At 40.4% G+C, this 22,959-nt stretch carries 21 protein-coding genes and 1 other annotated feature; of the genes, 17 read left to right on the forward strand and 4 right to left on the reverse strand.

The genetic code is table 11. The features are described from left to right. From ftsL to ileS, 14 genes are all read left to right on the forward strand, one after another. A complete protein-coding gene (gene ftsL / locus BN1875_RS10985) occupies positions 1 to 405 on the forward strand; it encodes a cell division protein FtsL (RefSeq protein ID WP_048604878.1) in 405 nt (134 codons plus the stop codon). Further along, positions 406 to 2,610 carry a penicillin-binding transpeptidase domain-containing protein gene (locus tag BN1875_RS10990; protein ID WP_048604879.1) on the forward strand — a complete coding sequence of 735 codons (2,205 nt, stop codon included), beginning with the start codon at positions 406 to 408 and terminating at the stop codon, positions 2,608 to 2,610. It begins immediately after the preceding gene. A 17-nt stretch (positions 2,611 to 2,627) separates the two neighbouring features. Beyond that, entirely contained in the window at positions 2,628 to 3,590 is a 963-nt protein-coding gene (mraY, locus tag BN1875_RS10995; RefSeq protein ID WP_048604880.1) for a phospho-N-acetylmuramoyl-pentapeptide-transferase, read from the forward strand. 12 nt (positions 3,591 to 3,602) lie between these two features. Next, on the forward strand, positions 3,603 to 4,988 hold the full coding sequence (gene murD, locus BN1875_RS11000; RefSeq protein ID WP_048604881.1) for a UDP-N-acetylmuramoyl-L-alanine--D-glutamate ligase: 1,386 nt from the start codon (positions 3,603 to 3,605) through the stop codon (positions 4,986 to 4,988). After that, complete coding sequence (murG, locus tag BN1875_RS11005; RefSeq protein WP_048604882.1) at positions 4,985 to 6,076, forward strand: undecaprenyldiphospho-muramoylpentapeptide beta-N-acetylglucosaminyltransferase; 1,092 nt, start codon at positions 4,985 to 4,987, stop codon at positions 6,074 to 6,076. Before murD ends, murG begins: the two co-directional genes overlap by 4 nt. A gap of 19 nt (positions 6,077 to 6,095) precedes the next feature. Beyond that, positions 6,096 to 7,145: a cell division protein FtsQ/DivIB gene (locus tag BN1875_RS11010; protein ID WP_231586084.1), complete on the forward strand. Its 1,050-nt coding sequence runs from the start codon at positions 6,096 to 6,098 to the stop codon at positions 7,143 to 7,145. A gap of 159 nt (positions 7,146 to 7,304) precedes the next feature. Continuing rightward, positions 7,305 to 8,624 carry a cell division protein FtsA gene (gene ftsA, locus BN1875_RS11015; RefSeq protein ID WP_048604883.1) on the forward strand — a complete coding sequence of 440 codons (1,320 nt, stop codon included), beginning with the start codon at positions 7,305 to 7,307 and terminating at the stop codon, positions 8,622 to 8,624. 24 nt (positions 8,625 to 8,648) lie between these two features. Next, positions 8,649 to 9,887 carry a cell division protein FtsZ gene (ftsZ, locus tag BN1875_RS11020; protein WP_048604884.1) on the forward strand — a complete coding sequence of 413 codons (1,239 nt, stop codon included), beginning with the start codon at positions 8,649 to 8,651 and terminating at the stop codon, positions 9,885 to 9,887. Between the two features lie 12 nt (positions 9,888 to 9,899). Continuing rightward, positions 9,900 to 10,577: a YggS family pyridoxal phosphate-dependent enzyme gene (locus BN1875_RS11025; protein WP_048604885.1), complete on the forward strand. Its 678-nt coding sequence runs from the start codon at positions 9,900 to 9,902 to the stop codon at positions 10,575 to 10,577. 14 nt (positions 10,578 to 10,591) lie between these two features. Next, positions 10,592 to 11,176 (forward strand): cell division protein SepF, encoded by a 585-nt coding sequence (locus BN1875_RS11030; RefSeq protein WP_048604886.1) that lies wholly within the window; start codon positions 10,592 to 10,594, stop codon positions 11,174 to 11,176. 60 nt (positions 11,177 to 11,236) lie between these two features. Continuing rightward, entirely contained in the window at positions 11,237 to 11,500 is a 264-nt protein-coding gene (locus tag BN1875_RS11035; protein ID WP_048604887.1) for a YggT family protein, read from the forward strand. Between the two features lie 17 nt (positions 11,501 to 11,517). Beyond that, on the forward strand, positions 11,518 to 12,300 hold the full coding sequence (locus BN1875_RS11040; RefSeq protein WP_048604888.1) for a YlmH family RNA-binding protein: 783 nt from the start codon (positions 11,518 to 11,520) through the stop codon (positions 12,298 to 12,300). 21 nt (positions 12,301 to 12,321) lie between these two features. Then, positions 12,322 to 13,080, forward strand: coding sequence for a DivIVA domain-containing protein (locus BN1875_RS11045; protein ID WP_048604889.1), 759 nt, complete (start codon positions 12,322 to 12,324; stop codon positions 13,078 to 13,080). Further along, positions 13,064 to 13,282 (forward strand) — a binding site (T-box leader). Its footprint overlaps the gene before it by 17 nt. A 100-nt stretch (positions 13,283 to 13,382) precedes the next feature. After that, a complete protein-coding gene (gene ileS / locus BN1875_RS11050; protein WP_048604890.1) occupies positions 13,383 to 16,175 on the forward strand; it encodes an isoleucine--tRNA ligase in 2,793 nt (930 codons plus the stop codon). Positions 16,176 to 16,212: 37 nt separating this feature from the next. Here ileS and zwf read toward each other — a convergent pair whose 3' ends face one another. The 3 genes from zwf to BN1875_RS11065 all read right to left on the reverse strand — a co-directional run bounded on the left by zwf (position 16,213) and on the right by BN1875_RS11065 (position 19,750). Beyond that, a complete protein-coding gene (zwf, locus tag BN1875_RS11055; RefSeq protein ID WP_048604891.1) occupies positions 16,213 to 17,736 on the reverse strand; it encodes a glucose-6-phosphate dehydrogenase in 1,524 nt (507 codons plus the stop codon). Between the two features lie 5 nt (positions 17,737 to 17,741). Next, positions 17,742 to 18,398, reverse strand: a complete 657-nt coding sequence (locus tag BN1875_RS11060; RefSeq protein ID WP_048604892.1) for a transcriptional regulator EfaR — start codon at positions 18,396 to 18,398, stop codon at positions 17,742 to 17,744. Positions 18,399 to 18,514: 116 nt separating this feature from the next. Continuing rightward, complete coding sequence (locus tag BN1875_RS11065; RefSeq protein WP_048604893.1) at positions 18,515 to 19,750, reverse strand: aminopeptidase; 1,236 nt, start codon at positions 19,748 to 19,750, stop codon at positions 18,515 to 18,517. A gap of 247 nt (positions 19,751 to 19,997) precedes the next feature. Here BN1875_RS11065 and BN1875_RS11070 point away from each other — a divergent pair, with 247 nt between their 5' ends. Beyond that, positions 19,998 to 20,570 (forward strand): TetR/AcrR family transcriptional regulator, encoded by a 573-nt coding sequence (locus tag BN1875_RS11070; protein WP_048604894.1) that lies wholly within the window; start codon positions 19,998 to 20,000, stop codon positions 20,568 to 20,570. 65 nt (positions 20,571 to 20,635) lie between these two features. Here BN1875_RS11070 and BN1875_RS11075 read toward each other — a convergent pair whose 3' ends face one another. Beyond that, entirely contained in the window at positions 20,636 to 21,079 is a 444-nt protein-coding gene (locus tag BN1875_RS11075) for a flavodoxin (RefSeq protein ID WP_048604895.1), read from the reverse strand. A 166-nt stretch (positions 21,080 to 21,245) separates the two neighbouring features. On the opposite strand from BN1875_RS11075, the gene map reads away from it, so the two are divergent. Beyond that, on the forward strand, positions 21,246 to 22,010 hold the full coding sequence (gene map / locus BN1875_RS11080) for a type I methionyl aminopeptidase (protein WP_048604896.1): 765 nt from the start codon (positions 21,246 to 21,248) through the stop codon (positions 22,008 to 22,010). 22 nt (positions 22,011 to 22,032) lie between these two features. Next, positions 22,033 to 22,947, forward strand: coding sequence for a YihY/virulence factor BrkB family protein (locus BN1875_RS11085; RefSeq protein ID WP_048604897.1), 915 nt, complete (start codon positions 22,033 to 22,035; stop codon positions 22,945 to 22,947). The last annotated feature ends 12 nt before the right edge of the window (positions 22,948 to 22,959 follow it).

Here is a 22,959-nt window from a genome sequence, read left to right on the forward strand (position 1 = left end):
ATGGCGGAATTGAAAGCCCACGATTATGGTTATACCGAACCACTCATCGAACAACCACAACCAAACAAATCCGCTCAAACACCTCCTGAACGGCCAGAGATTATTGAAGTTCCTCATTCTCCAGCCCGCAGATTAAAACGGATCAGCAAACTTGAAAAATTGATAGGTGCCATCCTTTTTGCCGCAATTATTGGTCTAGCAGTTCTTACTATTTATGTGCGCACGGATATCAGTCAACTTGAGCATGATGTTTCGTTAATCCAAGCGGAAACGACACAACAAAATGAGGAAACGACACGTCTGGAACAAGAAAAAAGTGAGCTTTCCAAAACGGAACGCATCAAAAAGGTTGCCGAAAAACAAGGCTTGACGATCAATGATGATAACTTAAGGAAAGTGAAGTAAATGAGCTTTAAACGAATCAAACGATACATTAAAAATAAAAATTTAAATCCGATGAACAATCGCAAAAAAGTAGGTATTATTTTATTTGCTACGAGTATTGGGTTGTTCTTTTTATTTGCCGCTCGACTGACTTATTTAGTGGTCGTTGGTCAAGTCGCTGGTACCTCACTAAAAGAAAAAACAGAAGCCCTGTACCAAGGGTCTAGTGTAGTAAAAGCTCGTCGTGGAACGATTTATGATCGGAATGGGATTGCGATTGCGGAAGATGCGACTTCCTATTCTGTCAAAGCGATTCTATCCACCAAATATATGACCGGCTCTAAAAAGTTGTATGCCGAAGAAAAGAACTTTGATAAATTGGCTGAGATTCTCCATAACAAATTGGGGATGGAAAAGAAATACGCCCTGTCACAATTGGAAAACGGTCTAAAAGATGAACGGTACCAAGTGGAATTTGGAAAAAATGGTAAAGGAATCACGTTAGCGAAAAAAGAAGAAATCGAAAAAACGCTGGAAGAACAAGAATTGACCGGGCTGTATTTCGATGACCATCCTGCACGTATTTATCCTAACGGTGTTTTCTCTTCTCACTTTATTGGTATCGCTGAGTCAAAAGTCGATAAAAACGGTATAGACAAAGGTTTAGAAGGAATTTTAGGTCTGGAAGCTTCCTACAATGATGTGTTGAGTGGAACAGATGGAAAGGTTGTTTATCAGAAGGACAACTATCAAAACCCTTTGGCAGGAACCGTTGCAGAAGAAGTTAAGGCAAAAGATGGGCAAGATATCTATACAACGATTGATAGTCGTCTGCAGACCTATATGGAAACGTTAATGGATGCGTCAAATAAAAAATACAAACCAGAAAATATGACTGCAATGTTGATGGAGGCCAAAACAGGCGAAATTTTAGCCATGGCACAACGGCCAACCTTTAATCCAGAAACGGAAACGGAATTTAAAGACGGCGAATTTGAATGGCGCAATTTATTGGTACAGGATCGGTATGAACCAGGTTCAACCATGAAAGTCATGACAACTGCTGCGGCATTGGATGATGGAGTATTCAATGAGAATGAAACCTTCGTCTCTGGGAAAATCAAGGTAGCTGACGCAACCATCAATGACCATGACCAAGGGGCAAAAGGTGTCCTAACCATGCGCCAAGCGCTCTCGTGGTCAAGTAATGTCGGCATGGTCAAACTGGAACAAAAATTGGGAACCCGGTGGCAACGTTACCTGCAACAGTTTGGTTTCGGGAAAAGTACTTACTCTGGATTGCCGGATGAAAATGTAGGAATATTGCCTACTTCAAATGTAGTGGACCAAGCAATGAGTTCCTTTGGTCAGGCCATTGGGGTAACGAATTTTCAAATGATGCAGGCCTTTTCTGCAATCGCTAATGACGGAAAAATGTTGAAACCACAATATATCAGTAAAATCGTTGACCCTGCTACCGGCAAAGAACGGGTAACTCAACCAGAAGTACTTGGACAACCTGTTTCCGCAGAATCTGCTTCTAAAGTGCGGGAGTATATGCGAGATGTTGTTGAAAGTGAGAACTACGGAAGTGCCTATGGGCATTATGAGGTTCCTGGATACAATATTTCCGCTAAAACCGGAACTGCCCAAGTGGTCGCTGAAGATGGTGGGTATTTGGAAGGGGAAACTTCCTATCTCTACTCAATCGTGGAGATGATTCCTTCCAAGGAACCAGAGTATATTTTATATATGACAATGAAAGTACCGGAAACTTGGGAACAAGATGCATTGGCAAGTATTGGTAATCCGTTACTAAAACGGGCAATGGACTTTAAAGAAACGGAAGAAAGTCAGCCAGACAAAGAAAACTCTGAAACAATCACCGTTGCTGATTATCGCAATCTTGCTGTTGATACAGCTGCAAATGATGCGACAAAGAGTGGACTGAATCCTATCGTTATCGGAAACGGTGAAAAAGTAAAAGAACAATCGACACCAAGTGGTTCTGAGTTGATGAGTTCAGAGCGGCTGTTGCTAAAAACGACGGGTGATGAATTCACTATGCCGGATACCAGCGGATGGTCCAAAGCCGATTTGCTGAAACTAGGAGAATTACTGGATATTACTGTGAATTTTGACGGGGAAGGCTATTGTGTAGAACAAAGTGTTGCCCCTTATGAAAAAATCAACGAAGAAGTCACCTTTACCCTACAGAATAATTGATTTGAGGAGAGAAGAAAATGGAATGGACGAAAATGATATTGCCAATCGTGAGTAGTTTTGCAATGACGTTTGCGATAATGCCTTTATTTATCGGTTACTTCAGAGTAAAACAATTTGGACAAGAAATCAGAACGGAAGGCCCAAAATGGCATAATGTCAAAGCGGGAACCCCAACGATGGGTGGTGTCGTTTTCCTTATCAGTAGTATTCTTACGGGACTTTGGGTAGGAGCGTGGCAAAAGGAATTGACACCTGCACTGTCTATTCTGTTATTTATCCTATTCCTTTATGGATTGCTGGGTTTTTTAGATGACTTCATCAAAATTTTTATGAAACGAAATATGGGATTGACCTCCTTACAAAAATTGATTGGTCAAATTGTCGGTGCAGTCGTTTTTTATGGTGTATACCTGATGGATGGCAATGGAAATACCTTAAATCTTTTTGGTTATGATTTGAATCTTTCGTTGATTTATGGCATTTTCGTGATTTTTTGGCTAGTTGGTTTTTCTAACGCCGTCAATTTGACCGATGGCATCGATGGGTTAGTTTCGATTCTCGGCATTATTTCCTTTGCTACTTATGGCATCATTGCTTGGAAACAGAAACAGTTTGATGTATTGATCATTTGTTTAAGCGTCATCGGCGGTTTGCTGGGCTTTTTTCCTTACAACCATAAACCGGCAAAAATCTTTATGGGAGATGTGGGCTCATTAGCCTTAGGGGGATTATTAGCAGCAATCTCGATTCTTCTTCATCAAGAATGGACACTATTACTTATAGGACTTGTTTACGTTTGTGAAACTGCAAGTGTGATGTTACAAGTAACATCATTTAAATTAACGGGAAAACGAATTTTTAAGATGTCACCCATTCATCATCATTTTGAAATGAGCGGGTGGTCTGAATGGCGGATCGATATTACCTTCTGGTTGATTGCGTTAGTTTGTTCGATTGTTACTTTAGTGATTGTGTTGTAGGAGATGGAGAAAATGAAAAAAATAACAATGTATAAAAATAAAAAAGTTCTTGTGCTAGGATTAGCAAAGAGTGGATTCAGTGCGGCCAAATTGTTACATGAATTGGGCGCACTTGTCACCGTTAATGACGGAAAGCCCTTTGATGAAAATCCCGAAGCACAGGATCTTTTGGCTTTAGGAATCAAAGTCATCACTGGTCAGCATCCAATTGAATTGTTGGATGAGGATTTCTCCTTGATGGTTAAAAATCCCGGTATTCCTTATTCACATCCTTTAATCAAAAAAGCGTTAGAAAAAGGAATGCCAATCATCACAGAAGTGGAATTGGCCTATCAAATTGCTGACTGCCCAATTATCGGAATCACCGGAACAAATGGGAAAACGACGACAACTACTATGATTGAGCGAACGTTGAATGCCGGACTGACTTCTGGCGTTGCACGTTTGTCAGGAAATATCGGATTTCCTGCGAGCTCCGTTGCAGAAAAAGCACAACAAGAAGATGTACTAGTAATGGAGCTTTCGAGTTTTCAACTAATGGGAATTCAAACCTTTCACCCTAAAGTAGCCGTAATTACTAATCTTTATGAAGCACACTTGGATTACCACGGCAGCCGCAGTGAGTATGTGAAAGCAAAATGGCACATTCAACAAAATATGACGGCGGATGATTTTCTTGTTTTGAATTGGAATCAAGAAGAATTACAAAAGTTAAGCCATCAAACAAAAGCAACCATTGTTCCTTTTTCAACAGTAGAAAAAGTCGAAGGTGCTTATTTACAAGAGGGTATCTTATATTTCAAAGCAGAACCGATTATTGAAGCTGACAGACTGGGTGTACCAGGAAAACACAATATTGAAAATGCACTTGCAGCAATTGCTGTAGCCAAAACATGGGGAATTTCTGCCGAAAAGATTCGAATGGCCTTGCAACAATTTACCGGTGTTCCTCATCGGACGCAGTTTGTTGATGTGATTGAAAAAAGACAATTTTTTAATGATTCGAAAGCGACGAATATTCTGGCAACTGAAATGGCACTTGGCGGTTTTGAACATTCAAAACTCATTTTATTAGCCGGGGGATTGGATCGAGGCAATTCTTTTGATGAACTCGTACCTTCATTAACTGGAATCAAAGCTATCATAGTTTTTGGCGAAACACAGCATAAATTGGCTGAAGCAGCAGAAAAAGCCAAAATTCCAGAGATAATCTTTACAGAAAATGCTGAGACTGCGGTTCCTTTGGCTTATGAAATTAGCCAACCGGGTGATACGATCTTGCTATCTCCGGCAAATGCCAGTTGGGATCAATACCCTAATTTTGAAGTTCGCGGGGATCGATTTATTGCAGCAATCGAAGCGCTGAAAATACAAATAGAAATGAGCGAAAACGAGTGAGAGTTTTAGTAACTGGTGGCGGTACGGGTGGACATATCTATCCCGCGTTAGCTTTTGTGAAATATGTCAAAAAACAAGATCCAACTGCAAAGTTTCTATATGTCGGTGGGAAAAAAGGTCTGGAGAACAAAATTTTACCTAAAACAGATATTCCTTTTGAAACATTGGAAATTCAAGGATTTAAGCGAAGCTTATCGTTGGATAATTTTAAAACTATTCATCTGTTTATGAAAAGTATTCGCCAAGCAAAAAAAATCGTAAAAGAATTCAAACCGGATATCGTAATCGGCACGGGCGGGTATGTTTCTGGCGCAGTTGTTTATGCTGCTGCGAAGCTGAACATTCCAACCGTCGTTCATGAACAAAATAGTGTTCCCGGTATTACCAATAAATTTCTAAGCCGCTATGTAGATCGAATTGCAATTGCTTTTCAAGATGCTGCTGCTTTCTTTCCAAAAGATAAGACAGTGCTTGTAGGGAATCCTCGAGCAACGGAAGTCAGAGACAGTGGGAAATCTGATATTTTAAAAGAATTCGATTTAGATCCGGCGAAGGAAACCGTGTTGATTTTTGGAGGAAGTCAGGGAGCGCTAAAAATCAATCAAGCAGTGGTTGCTGCGTTACCGATGTTAGCCCAAAAAGACTACCAGGTCCTGTATGCCTCGGGAGAACGGTATTTTGAAGAAATTAAAAAGAATGAAACGATTTCACTTGATAGATTGACAACTGTCAGTGTTAAGCCGTATATTGATAAAATGGCTGAAGTCATGGCAAATTCCAGTTTGCTGATTGGACGTGCCGGAGCAACCTCAATTGCAGAATTTACGGCATTAGGCTTACCGGCGATTTTAATACCAAGTCCTTATGTGACAAATGACCATCAGACGAAGAATGCCCAAAGTCTTGTTGATCATGGTGCCGTAAGAATGATTCGCGACGATGAGCTGACTGGTGAATCACTGGTTTTAGCAATTGATGCAATCATGGAAGACAAGAAGTTGCGGGAACAGATGGCGGCTGCCTCCAAGGAGCAAGGTATACCTGATGCGGCAGAACGACTATTCAACTTAGTACAGACATTGATTTAAGTATTTATTTTTTAAGGTGGTGATCGTCATTAGCAAAAAAACTCCTGATGAGACAAAAAAGGAATCTGAATCCAAAGAACCAGAAATCAATGAGGCAGAGTTGACACCGTGGCAAAAAGCTAATTTGAGCTATCTTAAAGAAAAAGGCGATCAACCAAGCTGGTCGCCATCAATCATTGATGGTAGTCCAGATACGATGACGGAAGAAATTGTGGAAGAAGAAGCGTCCGATGAAACGAAAACGGACGATGTCGAGATGGAAGAAAGCAAAGGAGAGCCAACCAATGGTTCATTTGCAGATCGTTTACCAAAAATAAAATCTCAGCGGGATTTGCTTCTTCATCGCCGATTGATTTTTTTAATCGTACTCTTCACGATTCCCTTGCTTTTCACGCTGTATTACGTTTCACCTTTGAGTAAGCTGGCAAAAGTTACTGTTTCGGGGAATAACAAAGTAGCTACCGCAGAAATTTTAAAAGATACCAATTTTCGCTTGCAAGAAAATCTGTGGACTCAATTTTTCCAACGTGGGAAGAATGAAGAAAAACTGACTGCAGAACAGCCAAGAATCAAGAGTACGTCACTTTCAATCGAAAATATCAATCACTTTCATTTGACTGTAACAGAATATCAGGAGGTGGCACTTCTGGCAAAAGGAGATACCTACTCACCGATTTTGGAAAATGGGCAAGTGATGGCAGAAACGCTGAAAAAACCAACTCAGGATTTACCAATTTTAGAAAATTTTACGTCAGAGAAAAAAATCCTATCTGTCTTAAAGAAGTATAGAAAACTGTCTCAAGAAATTCGCAGCGGGATTTCGCAAATTAATTATGCACCTACAAAAAGCAACGATGAATTGCTGAATCTCTATATGAACGATGGCAATCAGGTGATCGTAAATATTTCCAACCTAACAAAACAAATGCAATATTATCCACAGGTTGCAAAAGATATGAAGGAAAAAGGCATTGTGGACATGGAGGTAGGAATTTTTACTTACGCCTACCCGAAAGAAGAGAAAAAAACAACTGAGAGTTCAGAGCCACAAGAGAGTGAAAATCAATAAAAATCAATAAAATTTCCACATATTTTTTCATTAACAGGTTTCTAAATGTCCGCTTTTTGTGGTAGAATTGGTAGCAGTGAATAAATTAATCAAATGGTATATAAATACGAGCAGTATTTGTTCGCGGTATATGGAATAAAGTAGGAGGGAATCCCATTCATGGCAAAGACGGGAATGTATGTAGGTCTTGATATTGGTACTACTTCTGTAAAAGTTGTAGTTGCTGAATATGTGGACAACCAAATGAACATCATTGGTGTAGGGAATGCTAAATCAGAAGGAATCAATCGCGGAATCATCGTCGATATTGAAAAAACAGTCCAAGCAATTCAACGTGCAGTAAAACAAGCAGAAGAAAAAGCAGGTATTCAAATCCGCAGTGTGAGTGTCGGTGTACCGGCAACGCTGTTAGAAGTTGAAAATTGCCAAGGAATGATTGCTGTTAACAGTGAATCAAAAGAAATTACCGATGAGGATGTTCGTAATGTGGCATCTGCCGCTTTAGTCCGTTCTACACCTCCAGAAAGACAAATTATCACGATTTTACCGCAAGAATTTACCGTTGATGGCTTTGAAGGAATCAAAGATCCACGCGGAATGATTGGCGTTCGTTTAGAGATGTTCGGTGTTGTATACACAGGACCGAAAACGATTCTTCACAATATTCGTAAATGTGCAGAAAAAGCCGGTCTGGTCGTCAATGAACTGGTGATCACACCTCTTGCATTAACCGAAACAATTTTGTCTGACGGCGAAAAAGATTTCGGTACGACCGTAATCGACATCGGCGGCGGTCAAACAACGACTTCTGTCATGCACGACAAGCAGTTGAAATTTACACACGTCAACCAAGAAGGCGGCGAGTATGTAACCAAAGATATCTCGACTGTTTTGAATACATCCTTCAATAATGCAGAAGCATTAAAAATCAATTATGGGGATGCTTATCCTGAACGTACTTCAGCTAGTGAAGAATTTCCTGTTGATGTGATTGGAAAATCTGAACCAGTAAAAATCGATGAACGTTACCTTTCAGAAGTGATCGAAGCACGGATGGAACAAATCTTTGCTAAATCAAAAGAAGTTTTAGAAGAAATTGATGCTTTGAGTTTACCGGGCGGTGTGATTTTGACCGGTGGTGCAGCAAGTTTACCAGGTGTTGTTGATTTGGCACAAGAAATCTTCGATACGAATGTTAAGTTATATGTGCCAAATCACATGGGCTTGCGTAATCCGGTATTTACCAATGTCATCAGTATCGTTGATTATACAGCGAACCTTAGTGAGGTCTATCAATTAGCAAAAACTGCTGTAACCGGCGAAAAAGTACAACCGGTGCAACAAGCAGCCGTTCAACAAGAAATCAACTATGAAACCTTTGACCATCCAGAAGAAACATATGAAGAAGAACCAGAAGAAAAAACTGGTGGAAGTGTAACTGATAAAATCAAAGACTTCTTTTCCAATATTTTCGACTAATCAACCTCAGGAGGAGTACACACTATGGAATTTTCAATTGATAACAACATCAATGACGGCGCTGTGATTAAAGTAATCGGTGTCGGCGGTGGCGGCGGCAATGCTGTGAATCGTATGATTGAAGAAAATGTAAAAGGCGTTGAATTTATCGCAGCAAATACCGATGTTCAAGCCTTAAAAAATTCAAAAGCTGAAACAGTCATTCAATTAGGACCTAAATATACCCGTGGTCTTGGTGCTGGCTCACAGCCGGAAGTTGGACAAAAAGCAGCAGAAGAAAGTGAAGAATCAATTCGTGAAGCTTTAGACGGCGCAGATATGATTTTTATCACTGCTGGTATGGGTGGCGGAACTGGTACTGGTGCCGCACCGATCGTAGCGAAGATTTCAAAGGAAATCGGCGCATTGACTGTGGGTGTTGTTACACGTCCATTCACTTTTGAAGGACCAAAACGCGGCCGCTTTGCAGCAGAAGGTATTGCAAAACTAAAAGAAAATGTAGATACATTGTTGATTATTTCCAACAACCGTTTGTTGGAAGTTGTTGATAAGAAAACGCCAATGTTGGAAGCATTCCGTGAAGCAGACAATGTCTTGCGACAAGGTGTTCAAGGAATTTCTGATTTAATCACTGCACCAGGCTATGTCAACCTTGACTTTGCCGATGTAAAAACAGTGATGGAAAATCAAGGAACAGCTTTAATGGGAATCGGTGTTGCTAGTGGTGAAGACCGTGTGATTGAAGCAACGAAGAAAGCTATTTCTTCTCCATTGTTGGAAACATCCATCGATGGTGCAGAACAAGTCCTGCTAAATATTACCGGTGGATTGGATATGACGTTATTTGAAGCACAAGATGCATCAGATATCGTTGCAAATGCCGCAACTGGTGATGTGAACATCATTCTTGGTACTTCTATCAGTGAAGATCTAGGCGATGAAATTCGCGTAACAGTTATTGCGACAGGAATTGATCCAACAAAAAAGGAAAATCGGTCAAACCGGTCATCCCGACAAAGTCAACTTCATAATGTTCCCCAAAAACCTGTCTTAGACATGGAACAAGCAAAACCTGTTCAAGAAGAAGACAACGCATTTGGAGATTGGGATATTCGCAAAGAACAAAATGTTCGCCCAAGAGTTGATGACACACAATTTGAAAACATCGAAAAAAAAGAATTCGATACGTTCAATCGTGATGAAGTGAAGTCAAATGACGACGATGAATTAAGTACACCACCATTTTTCCGTCGTAAACGATAGGAGGCAGAGCACATGATTTCTGACAACTTGCGGGAGGTCCGACAAGAGATACAGAATTCATGTGCTCTTGTTGGTAGAAACGAGGATTCGGTTACCCTCGTAGCTGTAACAAAGACGATCGATGTTGAGAAAACAAAAGACGTCCTCCGAGCCGGTGTGTTGAATTGCGCAGAAAACCGTGTAGAAAAATTCTTAGAGAAAAAACAAGAAATGACTGATTTTCCACAGGTTATATGGCATTTCATTGGTAATTTGCAGCGGAGAAAGGTAAAATTGATTATAAATGAGATAGACTATTTTCATGCCCTTGACAGCTTGAAACTTGCTGGAGAAATCCAAAAGCGAGGGGGAAAAGTTATCAAGTGTTTTGTTGAAGTTAATATTTCTGGGGAAAGTACAAAACAGGGGATTTCTCCTGATCAACTTTCAGAATTTATTTCGGAATTGGCTGCCTTTGATAAAATTCAAGTCGTTGGACTGATGACGATGGCACCTTTTGATTCCACCCAAGAAGAGCAGCGGGAAATTTTTCGCAGACTACGTTTACTTCAAGAAAATGAGCAAAAAAAGCAGCTATCTTATGCCCCTTGCACAGAATTGAGTATGGGGATGAGCAATGATTATTCCGTTGCTATCCAAGAAGGAGCAACCTTTATACGGGTAGGAACAGCATTGGTAAAAGACATGTAAAAGGAGGAAATTAGATGTCGATCTTTAGTAAGGCAGCGAATTTTTTTGGTTTGGCTGATGAAGATTACGAGTATGAAGAATATGCAGCTCCTGAACAGACTGTCGTTCAAGCGACACCGGCAGTATCAAAAACTGCTGCAACTTCAAATCGTTATTATAACAACACAAATGTGGCGGTTGCTAAAAGTGAACCAGTATCAACACCAAAGCCGCAAACACAATCTCAGTCTCATCCTGCAGAAGAAAAAAAGGTTGTTTCTCTGCACCAGACACAACCGCAGACACAACGTTCTTTAAGAAAAAAAGCGGAGTCTCGGGAAAGTCAGTCTGGAAAAATTACGATTTTGGAGCCGAGAGTTTATTCTGAAGCGATGAATATTGCAAAGCATGTATTGAATAACGAATCGGTGTTGGTTAATTTTCATCTGATTGAAGAAGAACAGGCGCGTCGTATCGTTGATTTTTTGACAGGAACTGTCTATGCACAAGATGGTGATATCAAACGAGTGGGGGATGAAATCTTTCTTTGTACCCCAAGTGGTGTTGAAATCGATGGCGCTGCCCAAAGTTTAATGGACACGAATATGTTCGATCTATAAACTTACAAATGGTCAGTTCCACTTGTATCAATAAGTTAGTGGAACAAGGAGGAAGCACTTATTAGCACATTACTTTATTATTTTAATCAAGCAATTTATTTTTATACGATTTTATTAGTGATCTATGCATTGCTTTCGTGGTTTCCCGGTGGGTATCAGTCAGCACTCGGACGTTTTTTAAAAAAAATCTGTGAACCATATTTAAGTCTTTTTGACCGATTGCCCTTACATGTTGGACCGATTGATTTTACGATTGCGGTTGCAGTCATCGTTTTGAATTTGGCAAGTCGGGCAATTACGATGATTCTGTTTAGAATAATGTAAAAAAAGGGGGAGTTTCTTTGAATGCAAATGTCTATCAACATTTCCGCACAGAAGAGCACCCTTTTGTTGACGCCGTTCAAGATTGGATTGAACAGGTTCAAATGCAGTACGCACCTTACTTGACCGATTTTTTAGATCCGCGGCAAGCATACATTGTGGAGACGCTGGTTCGACAGTCGACCGATTTGAAATTCCAATTTTATGGTGGGTATGAGCAGGCAGAACGTCAGCGTTGTTTGATTTTTCCTGATTATTACGAACCGACGAGTAGTGATTTTGAGATTACGCTTTTTGAAATTAACTACCCAACAAAATTTGCCTCTTTGAGCCATGGAAAAGTCCTTGGCACTCTGGTTGGAACGGGAATCAAACGGGAATTTTTCGGTGACATTATTTCTGACGGCACCAACTGGCAGGTTTTTGTTGCGACAGAGGTCAGCAGCTTTGTCCAATTGCAGGTGACTAAAATTGGCAATGTCAGTGTTCGTTTGGAAGAAAAAAATTATACGGATATTTTGATTCCTAAAGATGGTTGGACGGAAGAACGGGCAACAGTCAGTTCTTTGCGGTTAGATACAGTTGTATCTAGTATCTATAATATTTCCCGTCAGCGTTCAAAACAGCTAATTGAGGCAGGAAAAGTAAAGGTGAATTGGGCGGAGGCTGCACGACCAGATTTTGTTCTGGATTTACTGGATATCGTTTCAGTAAGAGGATTTGGTCGTTTACAGATTCAAGGGTTAGAAGGAACAACAAAAAAAGAAAAGATCCGGCTGTTGCTTGGTGTGTTACGTAAATAATGAATAAAGGTGGAATAAACTATGGCACTATCTCCATTAGACATCCAAAATAAGAGCTTTCCGGTAAAAATGAGAGGCTACAATCAAGACGAAGTTGATGACTTTTTAGACCTGATTGTTCGTGATTACGAAGAATTGGTTCAAAAGAATCGTGAAATGGAAAAATCATTGAAACATGCGGAAGAAAAATTGGAATATTTCAATGAACTGAAAGATGCATTGAATCAATCAATCATCGTGGCACAAGACACGGCAGATAAAGTTAAAACAAGCGCCAGCAAGGAATCGGAAGTGATTGTGACCTCTGCACAAAATAAAGCGGATGAAATGATCGCAACGGCTGAAAAGCAAGCACATCAACTAACGACTTCTGCAGAACAACGAGCAAAAGATATCTTGAATGATGCTACACAAAATGCGCGTCAATTAGCAACGGAAACCAATGATTTGAAGACGAAAACACGGGTCTTCCATCAAAATCTGGCGTTGATGTTGCAATCACAACTGGAACAAGTCAAGAGCCCAGAGTGGGATGAAATCTTAAAACCATTTTCAAGTTATGTACAAGATGGACATGAAGTTTTCAAAGAACTTGTTGCAAAAGAGCTTGACAATGAAAATGGTTCTGAAGTAAACTCAGAGGCAGAAGCAAATGATAATTCTGGTGTTTCCATTGTTGAATCAAGTGAAAAAATCATCGGTGTTCCAGAAAAAACGGAAGTAACCACGCTTGATGATGCAAAAGAACTTTTAAATAAAATCGAAGAAACCAATAAGTAGAACAGAAAAGCTATTTGTATTTTAAAAGCGAGCTAGTGATAGTGAGAGTCTAGTGAAACCCTACAAATAGAAAGATCCTCTACCAGTTTTGATTTTGAAAATCAGTAAAAATCAACGGGTAATTCCGTTAACGATTACAAGAGGAAATCTAGTTTTAGATTTCATATTTTGGGTGGTACCACGACAAACGTTCGTCCCTTTTTGGGAGGAGCGTTTTTTTATTTGAAAAATTTTTTGGAAACAACAGAAATGGATTTGCACAACGAGACTTTCGTTAATTGATTAAAAGGAGCGGGTCAAAGATGAAAATCAAAGATACCTTACATCTTGGAAAAACAGCTTTTCCAATGCGGGGCAATTTGCCTAATCGAGAAGTTGAATGGCAAAAAGAATGGGAAGAAAATGAATTATACCAACGTCGTCAAAAATTAAACGAAGGAAAACCAACCTTTGTTTTACATGATGGACCACCCTATGCAAACGGCAATATCCATCTTGGACACTCACTAAATAAAATCAGTAAAGATATTATTATCCGTTCAAAATCGATGTCTGGCTTTCGTTCGCCTTATGTCCCTGGATGGGATACCCACGGACTGCCAATCGAACAAGTATTGGCGAATAAAGGAATTAAACGCAAAGAAATGACGTTAGCTGAATATCGTGAAAAATGTAAAGAATATGCGTTGACTCAGGTGGACAAACAACGCAGTGATTTTAAACGTTTAGGTGTTTCCGGTGATTGGGATCATCCATATGTTACATTGGATCCTGCGTATGAAGCGGCTGAAATTCGCGTTTTTGGCAAGATGGCTGAAAAAGGCTATATCTACAAAGGATTGAAACCAATTTATTGGTCACCGTCCAGTGAATCTTCCTTAGCAGAAGCCGAAATCGAATATAAGGATGTAAAATCAGCTTCGATCTACGTGGCCTTTAAAGTCGTTGATGGCAAAGATTTGTTGGATACCGATACATCATTTATTATCTGGACCACGACACCTTGGACGTTACCGGCTAACTTAGGAATTTCTGTTCACCCTAAATTTGCCTATTTGCAAGTTGAAGCGGATGGCAAAAAATATGTGGTGGCAAAAGACTTATTAGAAACGGTTTCGACAGAATTAGGCTGGCAAAAAGTCACTGTCTTGCAAGAGTTCTCTGGAAAACAATTGGAATACATGACTGCACAACATCCATTTTATGATCGTACGTCTTTAGTCATGTGTGGCGAACACGTAACCTTGGATGCTGGTACTGGACTTGTTCATACCGCTCCTGGTCATGGGGAAGACGACTACATTGTGGGTAAAAAATATCATTTGGATGTGTTATCTCCTCTTGATGATCGCGGTGTTTTCACAGATGAAGCGCCAGGATTTGAAGGGATTTTTTATGACAAAGCAAATCCAATGGTCACAAAATTATTGGAAGAAAAAGGCGCTCTGCTGAAATTAGATTTCTTCACCCATAGCTATCCCCATGATTGGCGGACGAAAAAACCCGTTATTTTCCGGGCTACACCGCAATGGTTTGCTTCAATCGATAAATTCCGTCAAGATATTTTGGATGAAGTTGAAAAAGTTGATTGGATCATTCCTTGGGGAAAAACACGTTTATACAATATGATTCGTGACCGGGGAGATTGGGTAATTTCTCGTCAACGGGCGTGGGGTGTGCCATTACCAATTTTCTATGCAGAAAACGGTGAGGCCATCATTACACCAGAAACAGTGGAACATGTTGCTCAGTTATTTGCTGAATTTGGTTCAAATGTTTGGTTTGAACGGGAAGCCAAGGAATTGTTGCCTGCAGGCTTTAGCCACCCAGGTTCACCAAATGGAACGTTTACAAAAGAAAATGATATCATGGATGTTTGGTTTGATTCTGGCTCATCCCATGAAGCGGTCCTTCGTCAACGTCCTGAATTGACTTTCCCGGCTGATATGTATTTGGAAGGATCAGATCAATATCGCGGGTGGTTCAACTCCAGTATCACCACCAGTGTAGCAATCAATGGTATTGCTCCATATAAAGCAGTGCTTTCCCAAGGCTTTACCCTAGATGGTGAAGGACGCAAGATGAGTAAATCATTAGGAAACACCATTGTACCTGAAACGGTAATCAAGCAAATGGGTGCCGATATTTTACGACTATGGGTCAGCAGTGTTGATTATGAAGCAGATGTCCGAGTTTCAATGGATATTTTGAAACAAGTTGCAGAAGTTTATCGAAAAATTCGTAACACGATGCGCTTCTTGTTGGCGAATACTGCCGATTTTGATCCTAAAAAAGATGCGGTTCCTTATGAAGACTTGCGTTCCGTGGATAAATATATGACTGTACGCTTGAATCAAGTGGTGAAAGAATTGCGTGGAGGCTACGAAAGCTATAACTTCCTGCATATCTACAAAACAGTAATGAATTTTCTGACGGTAGATCTTTCCTCTTTCTATTTGGATTTTGCAAAAGATGTTGTGTATATTGAAGCAGAAAATGATCCGCAACGTCGCTGCATGCAGACGGTATTCTATCAAACCGCTGTGGCTTTGACAAAATTATTAACGCCAATCATTCCTCATACAGCAGAAGAAATCTGGTCTTTCTTGAGTGAAGAGGAAGAATATGTACAATTGGCTGAATTCCCAGCATATGAAGAATTTGCAAATCAACAAGAATTGTTGGATACTTGGACAGCATTTATGGATTTCCGTGATGATGTTTTGAAGGCGTTAGAAGAAGCACGGAACAAAAAATTAATCGGTAAATCGTTAGAAGCAAAACTAACTGTTTATCCAAATGAACAAACTGCTGCAATGCTAAAAGCAGTAGATGAAAACATTGCACAATTACTGATTGTTTCACCAGATTATTTTGAAGTGAAGGCTGCCGGAACACCGGTACCTGATGAAGCACATCAATTTGAAGAGGTTGCTTTACTGGTGGAAAAAGCAGATGGTGTAGTTTGTGACCGTTGCCGACAAGTCCGAAAAGATGTCGGTTCAGATGAAAAACTGCCAACTCTTTGTGGACATTGTGCGCATATTGTTGAAGAAAACTTTGCGGAAGCAGTAGCAGAAGGTTTCGAAAACTAAAAAAGCACTTCCCGATTTCAAGTCGGGAAGTGTTTTTTTAATCTAATAAATTGCGTTCGCGGTACCATTCATCTGGTTGCCAGATCCACTCGAAGCCATCTTTTTCCAGCAGGTCAAAGGCCGCTTGTGGCCCCATTGTTCCAGCTGCGTAGTTCGGAAAGTCTGGAGTATCCTTATCCCAAACACCACGGATTACATCAACGATTCGCCAAGATTGAGCAACTTCATCCCAATGGGTGAAGTTTGTACTGTCACCATTTAAGGCATCGAAAATTAAGCGTTCATAAGCTTCTGGGCTGTTTTCTACTGCCTCGGCACTATTGCGGTAATCCAATTTGACCGGATGGGTATTGAAGCCCTGTCCGATTTCTTTGCCGTTAAGAGAAAGGCTGAAACCTTCTGTTGGTTGAATATAAATCGTCAAAACATTTTGTGGGAGCTTTTTATTTTCGCAAGGTTCCTTGATGTCGGCTTTAAATAAATTGACAGGCACTTGTTTGAAAACGATATTGATACGGGTTCCTTTTTCCGTCAGACGTTTACCGGTCCGAACATAAAAAGGAACGCCAGACCAACGGAAATTATCGATTTTAAATTTACCGGCAACAAAGGTCTCGGTTGTAGAGGTTTCGCTGACATTTGGTTCTTCCCGGTAGGAGGCAAAATTTGTGCCTTCCAAACTTCCGCTGCTGTATTGTCCTCGGACAAAGTTTTCTCGCACTTCATCTTCTGTATAAACTCGGACTGCGTTCAATGCTTTGATTTTTTCACCACGAATTTCTTGATCTGAAAAAGCAGCTGGTGGTTCCATCGCTAACAAAGATAAGATTTGCAGAATATGGTTTTGGACCATATCTTTTAAGGCTCCGCTACGGTCGTAATAACCGCCGCGATCCTCCACGCCTAAACTTTCTGTCAACGTAATCTGCACGTTGTCGATATAGCGATTGTTCCACATAGATTCAAAAATATTATTTGCAAAGCGGATTGCAGAAATATTTTGGATCATCTCTTTGCCTAGGTAATGATCGATCCGATAAATTTCATTTTCGGAAAACACCGCATTAATTTCTTCATTCAATTGTTTGGCTGTTTCATAATCGGAGCCAAAAGGTTTTTCAATGATGATGCGATGGAATCCAGTAGAATCCAGCATTCCTTGTGATTGCAGGTGTTCTACGATTACCCCAAAGAAATTAGGCGACATTGCCAAATAGTAAAGGCGATTGCCGTCAAGCTGGTACTTTTGATCCAGTGTATCGGTTAATTTCTTTAACGTGAGGTAGTGCTCAGTATCTTGCACATCATGGGATTGGTAATAAAAATGAGCGGCAAATTTTTCAGCTTCTTCTTCTGTTGGATTTAGAGAAGCGATGGTTTCTTTAACGATGCCGCGATAATGTTCATCGCTCCAAGGCCGACGAGCCGTTCCAATCACGGCAAATTGTTCTTGAATATCGCCTTTTCGATACAAACGGAAAAGGGAAGGATAAAGCTTTCGTTGTGCTAAATCCCCGGTCGCACCAAAAATGGTGAAGAGAACTTTTTTATTTTCTGACATAGGTCTCACTCCTTATCTAATGGATCAACAAAAATCGTACTTGCTGCTTTGTAGCTTACAGCGATGGTTTTTTGATCATTTTTGATTGTGATCGGACCTTCGTAGGCAGCAACATCGATAATTTCATATTCTTCATGGATTTTCAAATCGATAGCGACAAGATAATCCAGTAATTCACGTTCATCTAAAACCCGAGCGATTCTCAAGGAAGTTCCGATGCCATAATCAGCCAAGGTTTGGCGTTTTTCTTCATGGATGGTTTCTTCAAATCGAGGGATTTTTCCGCCGTGGGGGCAATATTCCGGGGTGCCTAAATAGTTTTCCAGCCGTTTTGCAAGACGTTCGGAAGTGACGTGTTCCAAAACCTCTGCATCGTCATGAACTTCATTCCACGAATAATTCAAATGTTCAACGAGAAAAACTTCCCATAGGCGATGCTTGCGGATCAAAGTACTGGCAGATTTCAAGCCTTTTTGTGTTAGCTGAACCCCTTGATAGGGGGAATGTTCCACAAGTTCTTCTTTTACTAATTTTGAAATCATTTCGCTGACGGAGGCTGCGGATACATCTAAGCCAGCCACGATTTGTTTGTTGCTGATTTTGTTTTCATCGCCGCCTAATTCTAGAATTATTTTTAAATAATCTTCACGATTTGGAGTCATTCTCACTCACCCTTTCCATCAACGACTATCCTAGTAAATTCTACCAAAAAAGCTCAGCATTTACTATTATTAATCATTACAAAAAAATCGAAGCTTCCGCCTCGATTTTTTAGCGTTTATGCCCAGTCACCGTTGCGGAACACTGGTACGGTAGAACCGTCCTCGCGAATCCCGTCGATCGACATTTGATCAGAGCCTACCATGAAATCAACGTGTGTTTGGCTGCGATTTAATCCGGCAGCGTCCAATTCTTCTTCGCTCATTTCCGTGCCTCCTTGGATGCTGAAGGCATAGGCGGAACCTAATGCCAAGTGATTGGAGGCATTTTCGTCAAACAACGTATTGAAGAAGGTAATCCCGGATTGTGAGATTGGGGACGGATCAGGAACTAAGGCAACTTCACCTAAGTGGGTAGCGCCTTCGTCTGTCTCTAATAATTTTTTCAAGACTTCTTGTCCTTGTTTTGCGGAGAAATCAACGACTTTTCCATTTTTGAAAGTAAAAGTCATTCCGGAAATAATCGTTCCCGCATAGCTTAAAGGTTTCGTGCTGGAGATATAGCCATCTACCCGGCGGCTGTCAGGTGCAGTGAAAACTTCTTCCGTTGGCATATTTGCCATGAATTTTTCGTTGCGGGCATTAAAACTACCGGCGCCTTCCCAAAGGTGATTCTTAGGCAAGCCAATCGTCAGATCTGTTCCCGGAGCAGTGTAATGCAGCGCAGTGAATTGTTCTTTATTTAATTCATCTGCTTTTTTTTGCAATTTTTCGTCGTGGGCTTTCCAAGCAGCTACAGGATTTGCTTCGTAGATACGGGTAGTTTTGAAAATTTCGTCCCACAAACGGTCTTGAGCTGTTTCGGGTGTATCATTTGGAAAAACTTTTTGTGCCCAGTCTTGGCCAGCGGCGGCTACCACAGTCCAGCTAACTTTATTTGCTTGGGTAGCTTTTCGCAGATTCAATAAAGCTTTTCCGCTGGCTGCTTGGTAGGTTGCCACGCGATGAGTATCAATTCCAGCCAGTGAATCAGGATTGGAAGAGACAACACTAATGCGGCTGGCACCTTTTTTCACCCAATCGTCGGCCTGGTCGACTTTATATTGCGGTACCGTTTCAATTCGGTCTTGGGCTGCGAACGCTAGAAATTCTTTTTGGACAAAATCATCGGTCCACTGAACAATGACTTCTGATGCACCAAGTTCATAGGCTTTTTTTGTAAGTAAGCGGGCTAATTCTGCTTGTTCCACACTGATTTGAATAACAATTGTGTGTCCTTTTTGAACATTGACACCCACCTCTGTAATCAGTTGTGCATATTTGTTTAGATATTCTTTAAAATTTGCGAGTACCATAATTTACCTCCTAAAGGGTTTTAATAATTAGATAACCATTTTTATGATAACACTGGGAAAATGACAAGACAACAAAAGTGCTGTGATTTTGAAAAAATTTTTTTGATGTTGAAAAAACAAGTGAAATTATTTCTATAAATTGAAAAGAAGAAAAAAGAGTTTTTGTCAGATAAAAAAAAACATGATACAATAAATTCAGGCAAAAAATGAAAGCGATATACAAAATGACGAAGGAGATTAAAATATCATGGCAAGAAAGAAAACAATTACCCGAGATCAAATTTTAGATGCGGCGTATGATGTTGTTGCGGCAGATGGATTTGCTCGCTTTACGGCAAGAAATATCGCTGCAGAGATGAATTGCTCGACACAGCCGATTTATTTAGAATTTCAAAACATGGATGATTTAAAAAATGCGCTGATTGACAAAATTTTAAACTATTTAGCGACCGATGTTTTTCCGATTGAACATACAGGCAATACGATTATTGACTTAGCGTTGAACTACATAGAATTCGCCACCACCAAACGACGACTTTACCGCGCAATGTATTTGGAAGAATACGGCGGCGGAAAAAAAATCCGGAAATTTTCTTACGATTATTTTGTTCAAGCTGTAAAAGATGATGAAAACTACCAAAACTTATCTCAGGAAGAATTGGAAGAACTTCATATGGGTACATGGATCGTTGCGACGGGTATTGCTTCCTTGATGTCTTCCGGAATCATTGCTCCGACAGAAGATCAGATCAAAGGATTGATGGAAGAAAGTATCAGAGATATTCTCAATGACCAGTTGGCAGTACAATTAAACTATTAAGCCTGTTTAAAAACAGACAAAAAGAGGGACGCGTCAGTTAAGCGCGTCCCTCTTGCTTCGTCAACTTATTTTGCTGCTTCGACAAGTTTTTTGGCGAAGGTCTCCAGATTTTCGATATCTTCTTCTTCGGCGTTCAAATCAACTTTGACACTTTCCGCTCCTTTTGTGGCACCGGTTTTGGCAAAGACAGCGTCAAAATCGTCGATGGATTTGCAGAAATCATCATAAAACGTGTCTCCAGATCCGCAAACACCATAAATTTTTCCGCTCAGATCAAGTTCTTGCAGATCTTCATAAAAATCAACGATCTCATCTGGCAGTTCACCATCACCATATGTATAGGTCGCTACGATGCAAATATCTGCATCTTCAAATTCGTCGGCATCCACTTGTGTACATTCATTGATTTCGACATCGATCGCTAAGTTTTCCATTGCTTCGGCAACGATATCCGCGATTTCTTCTGTATTTCCAGTCATACTAGCATAAACGATTTTTGCTACAGTCATGAGGTTCCTCCTACGATTTCTCTATAAACTATTCCTTCTAGGCTCGGCTTAATTATAGCAAATGTAGGTTGGAAAGAAAACTCCTCCCGAAGTGAAATAAACAGCATTTGGCGAAAAATCGCTACTATGGTAAAATAAGAACGATTTGAAAAGAGGAGATAGTAAAATGATTACATTAAAATCAGCAAGAGAAATTGAATTAATGAAGGAATCTGGTGAATTATTGGCGGAAGTCCATAAACAGTTGCGCACATTTATCAAACCCGGTGTTTCAAGCTGGGATATCGAAGTCTTTGTTCGCAATTTTATTGAAAGCCATGGCGGAGTTGCCGCACAAATTGGCTTTGAAGGCTATAAATATGCGACTTGTTGTAGTGTCAACACAGAAATCTGTCATGGATTTCCTCGCAAGCAACCATTGAAAAATGGGGATTTGATTAAAGTGGATATGTGTATTGATTTAAAAGGTGCGATGTCTGATTCTTGCTGGTCCTATGTTGTAGGTGATTCTACACCTGAATTGGACCACTTGATGGAAGTAACCCGTAAATCTATGTATTTGGGAATTGAACAGGCTGTTATCGGCAATCGAATCGGTGACATCGGTCATGCAATCCAAACTTATGTAGAAGGGGAAAATCTTTCTGTTGTTCGGGATTTTGTTGGACACGGCATTGGACCAACAATCCACGAAAGTCCTTCAATTCCTCATTATGGTGAAGCAGGAAAAGGACTGCGTTTAAAAGAAGGAATGGTCATCACCGTAGAACCTATGGTCAATACCGGAACATGGAAAATGAAGATGGACCCAAATGGTTGGACAGCCTACACCTTAGATGGTGGATTAAGCTGTCAGTTTGAACACACGATTGCTATTACAAAAGACGGGCCAAAAATTTTGACTTCTCAAGGGGAAGAGGGAACTTACTAAGCAGCAAGAAATGGAGAATGCAATGAAATTTATTCGTAAGTTACAAAACAACACGAAAGTTATGCGCTTTTTTAAAACGACATACACTCGCTTTATGACTTCGGAAATGGGTACGTCATCAATCGTAGTTGCCTATTATTTATTGCTTTCTCTTTTTCCTTTAGTGATTGCTATCGGAAATGTGCTGCCGTTTTTGTCCATTGACCCAAATTCTGTGCTCCCTTACGTCAGAGAGCTGATTCCTCAGCAGGTGTATCAATTTATCGGACCAGCGATTGAAAATCTTTTGACACAAGGTTCAGGGGGACTTTTATCGATTTCGGCGTTAGTCACGATTTGGTCAGCTAGTCAAAGTATCAACGCCCTGCAAACAGCAATGAACAAAGCCTATGGGGTAGAAAACCGCAAGAATTTTATTCTGGTACGTTTGGTTTCGCTCGTCACAATTGTTTTCTTTATGGGAGCAATCGTTGGGGTGACACTGGTTCTCGGTTTTGGTAAGATTGTTTTAGATGTATTGCAACCCGTTCTGCATTTTCCCGGAACCATTATCGATACGTTCCAAACTTTGAAGTGGCCGTTGACAATCGTGATTTTGCTGATTGTAATGATGCTGATTTATTGGTTAGTGCCCAACGCGAAAATCAAAGTTCGCTCGACTGTACCGGGAGCGATTTTTGCTACGGTGGGTTGGATGCTTTTGGGACAATTATTTGGTCTTTATGCAAAATTTTTTGCCGCACGACTCAGCGGCTATCAAATTATTGGAAGTTTTATCGTCTTGATGCTTTGGCTGAATCTGGCTGCAACAATCATCATCCTTGGGGGTATCATTAATGGGATTATCGAAGAGATGGTGACTGGAAAAGAAGTGGAAGAACGCAAAAGTCCAGTATCGGAGCTTTCCGCAAAATTCAGTGAAAAAAAGAAAGATTAACTATCTAGAAAG

The organism is Enterococcus massiliensis (assembly GCF_001050095.1).
GTDB lineage: Bacteria > Bacillota > Bacilli > Lactobacillales > Enterococcaceae > Enterococcus_C > Enterococcus_C songbeiensis.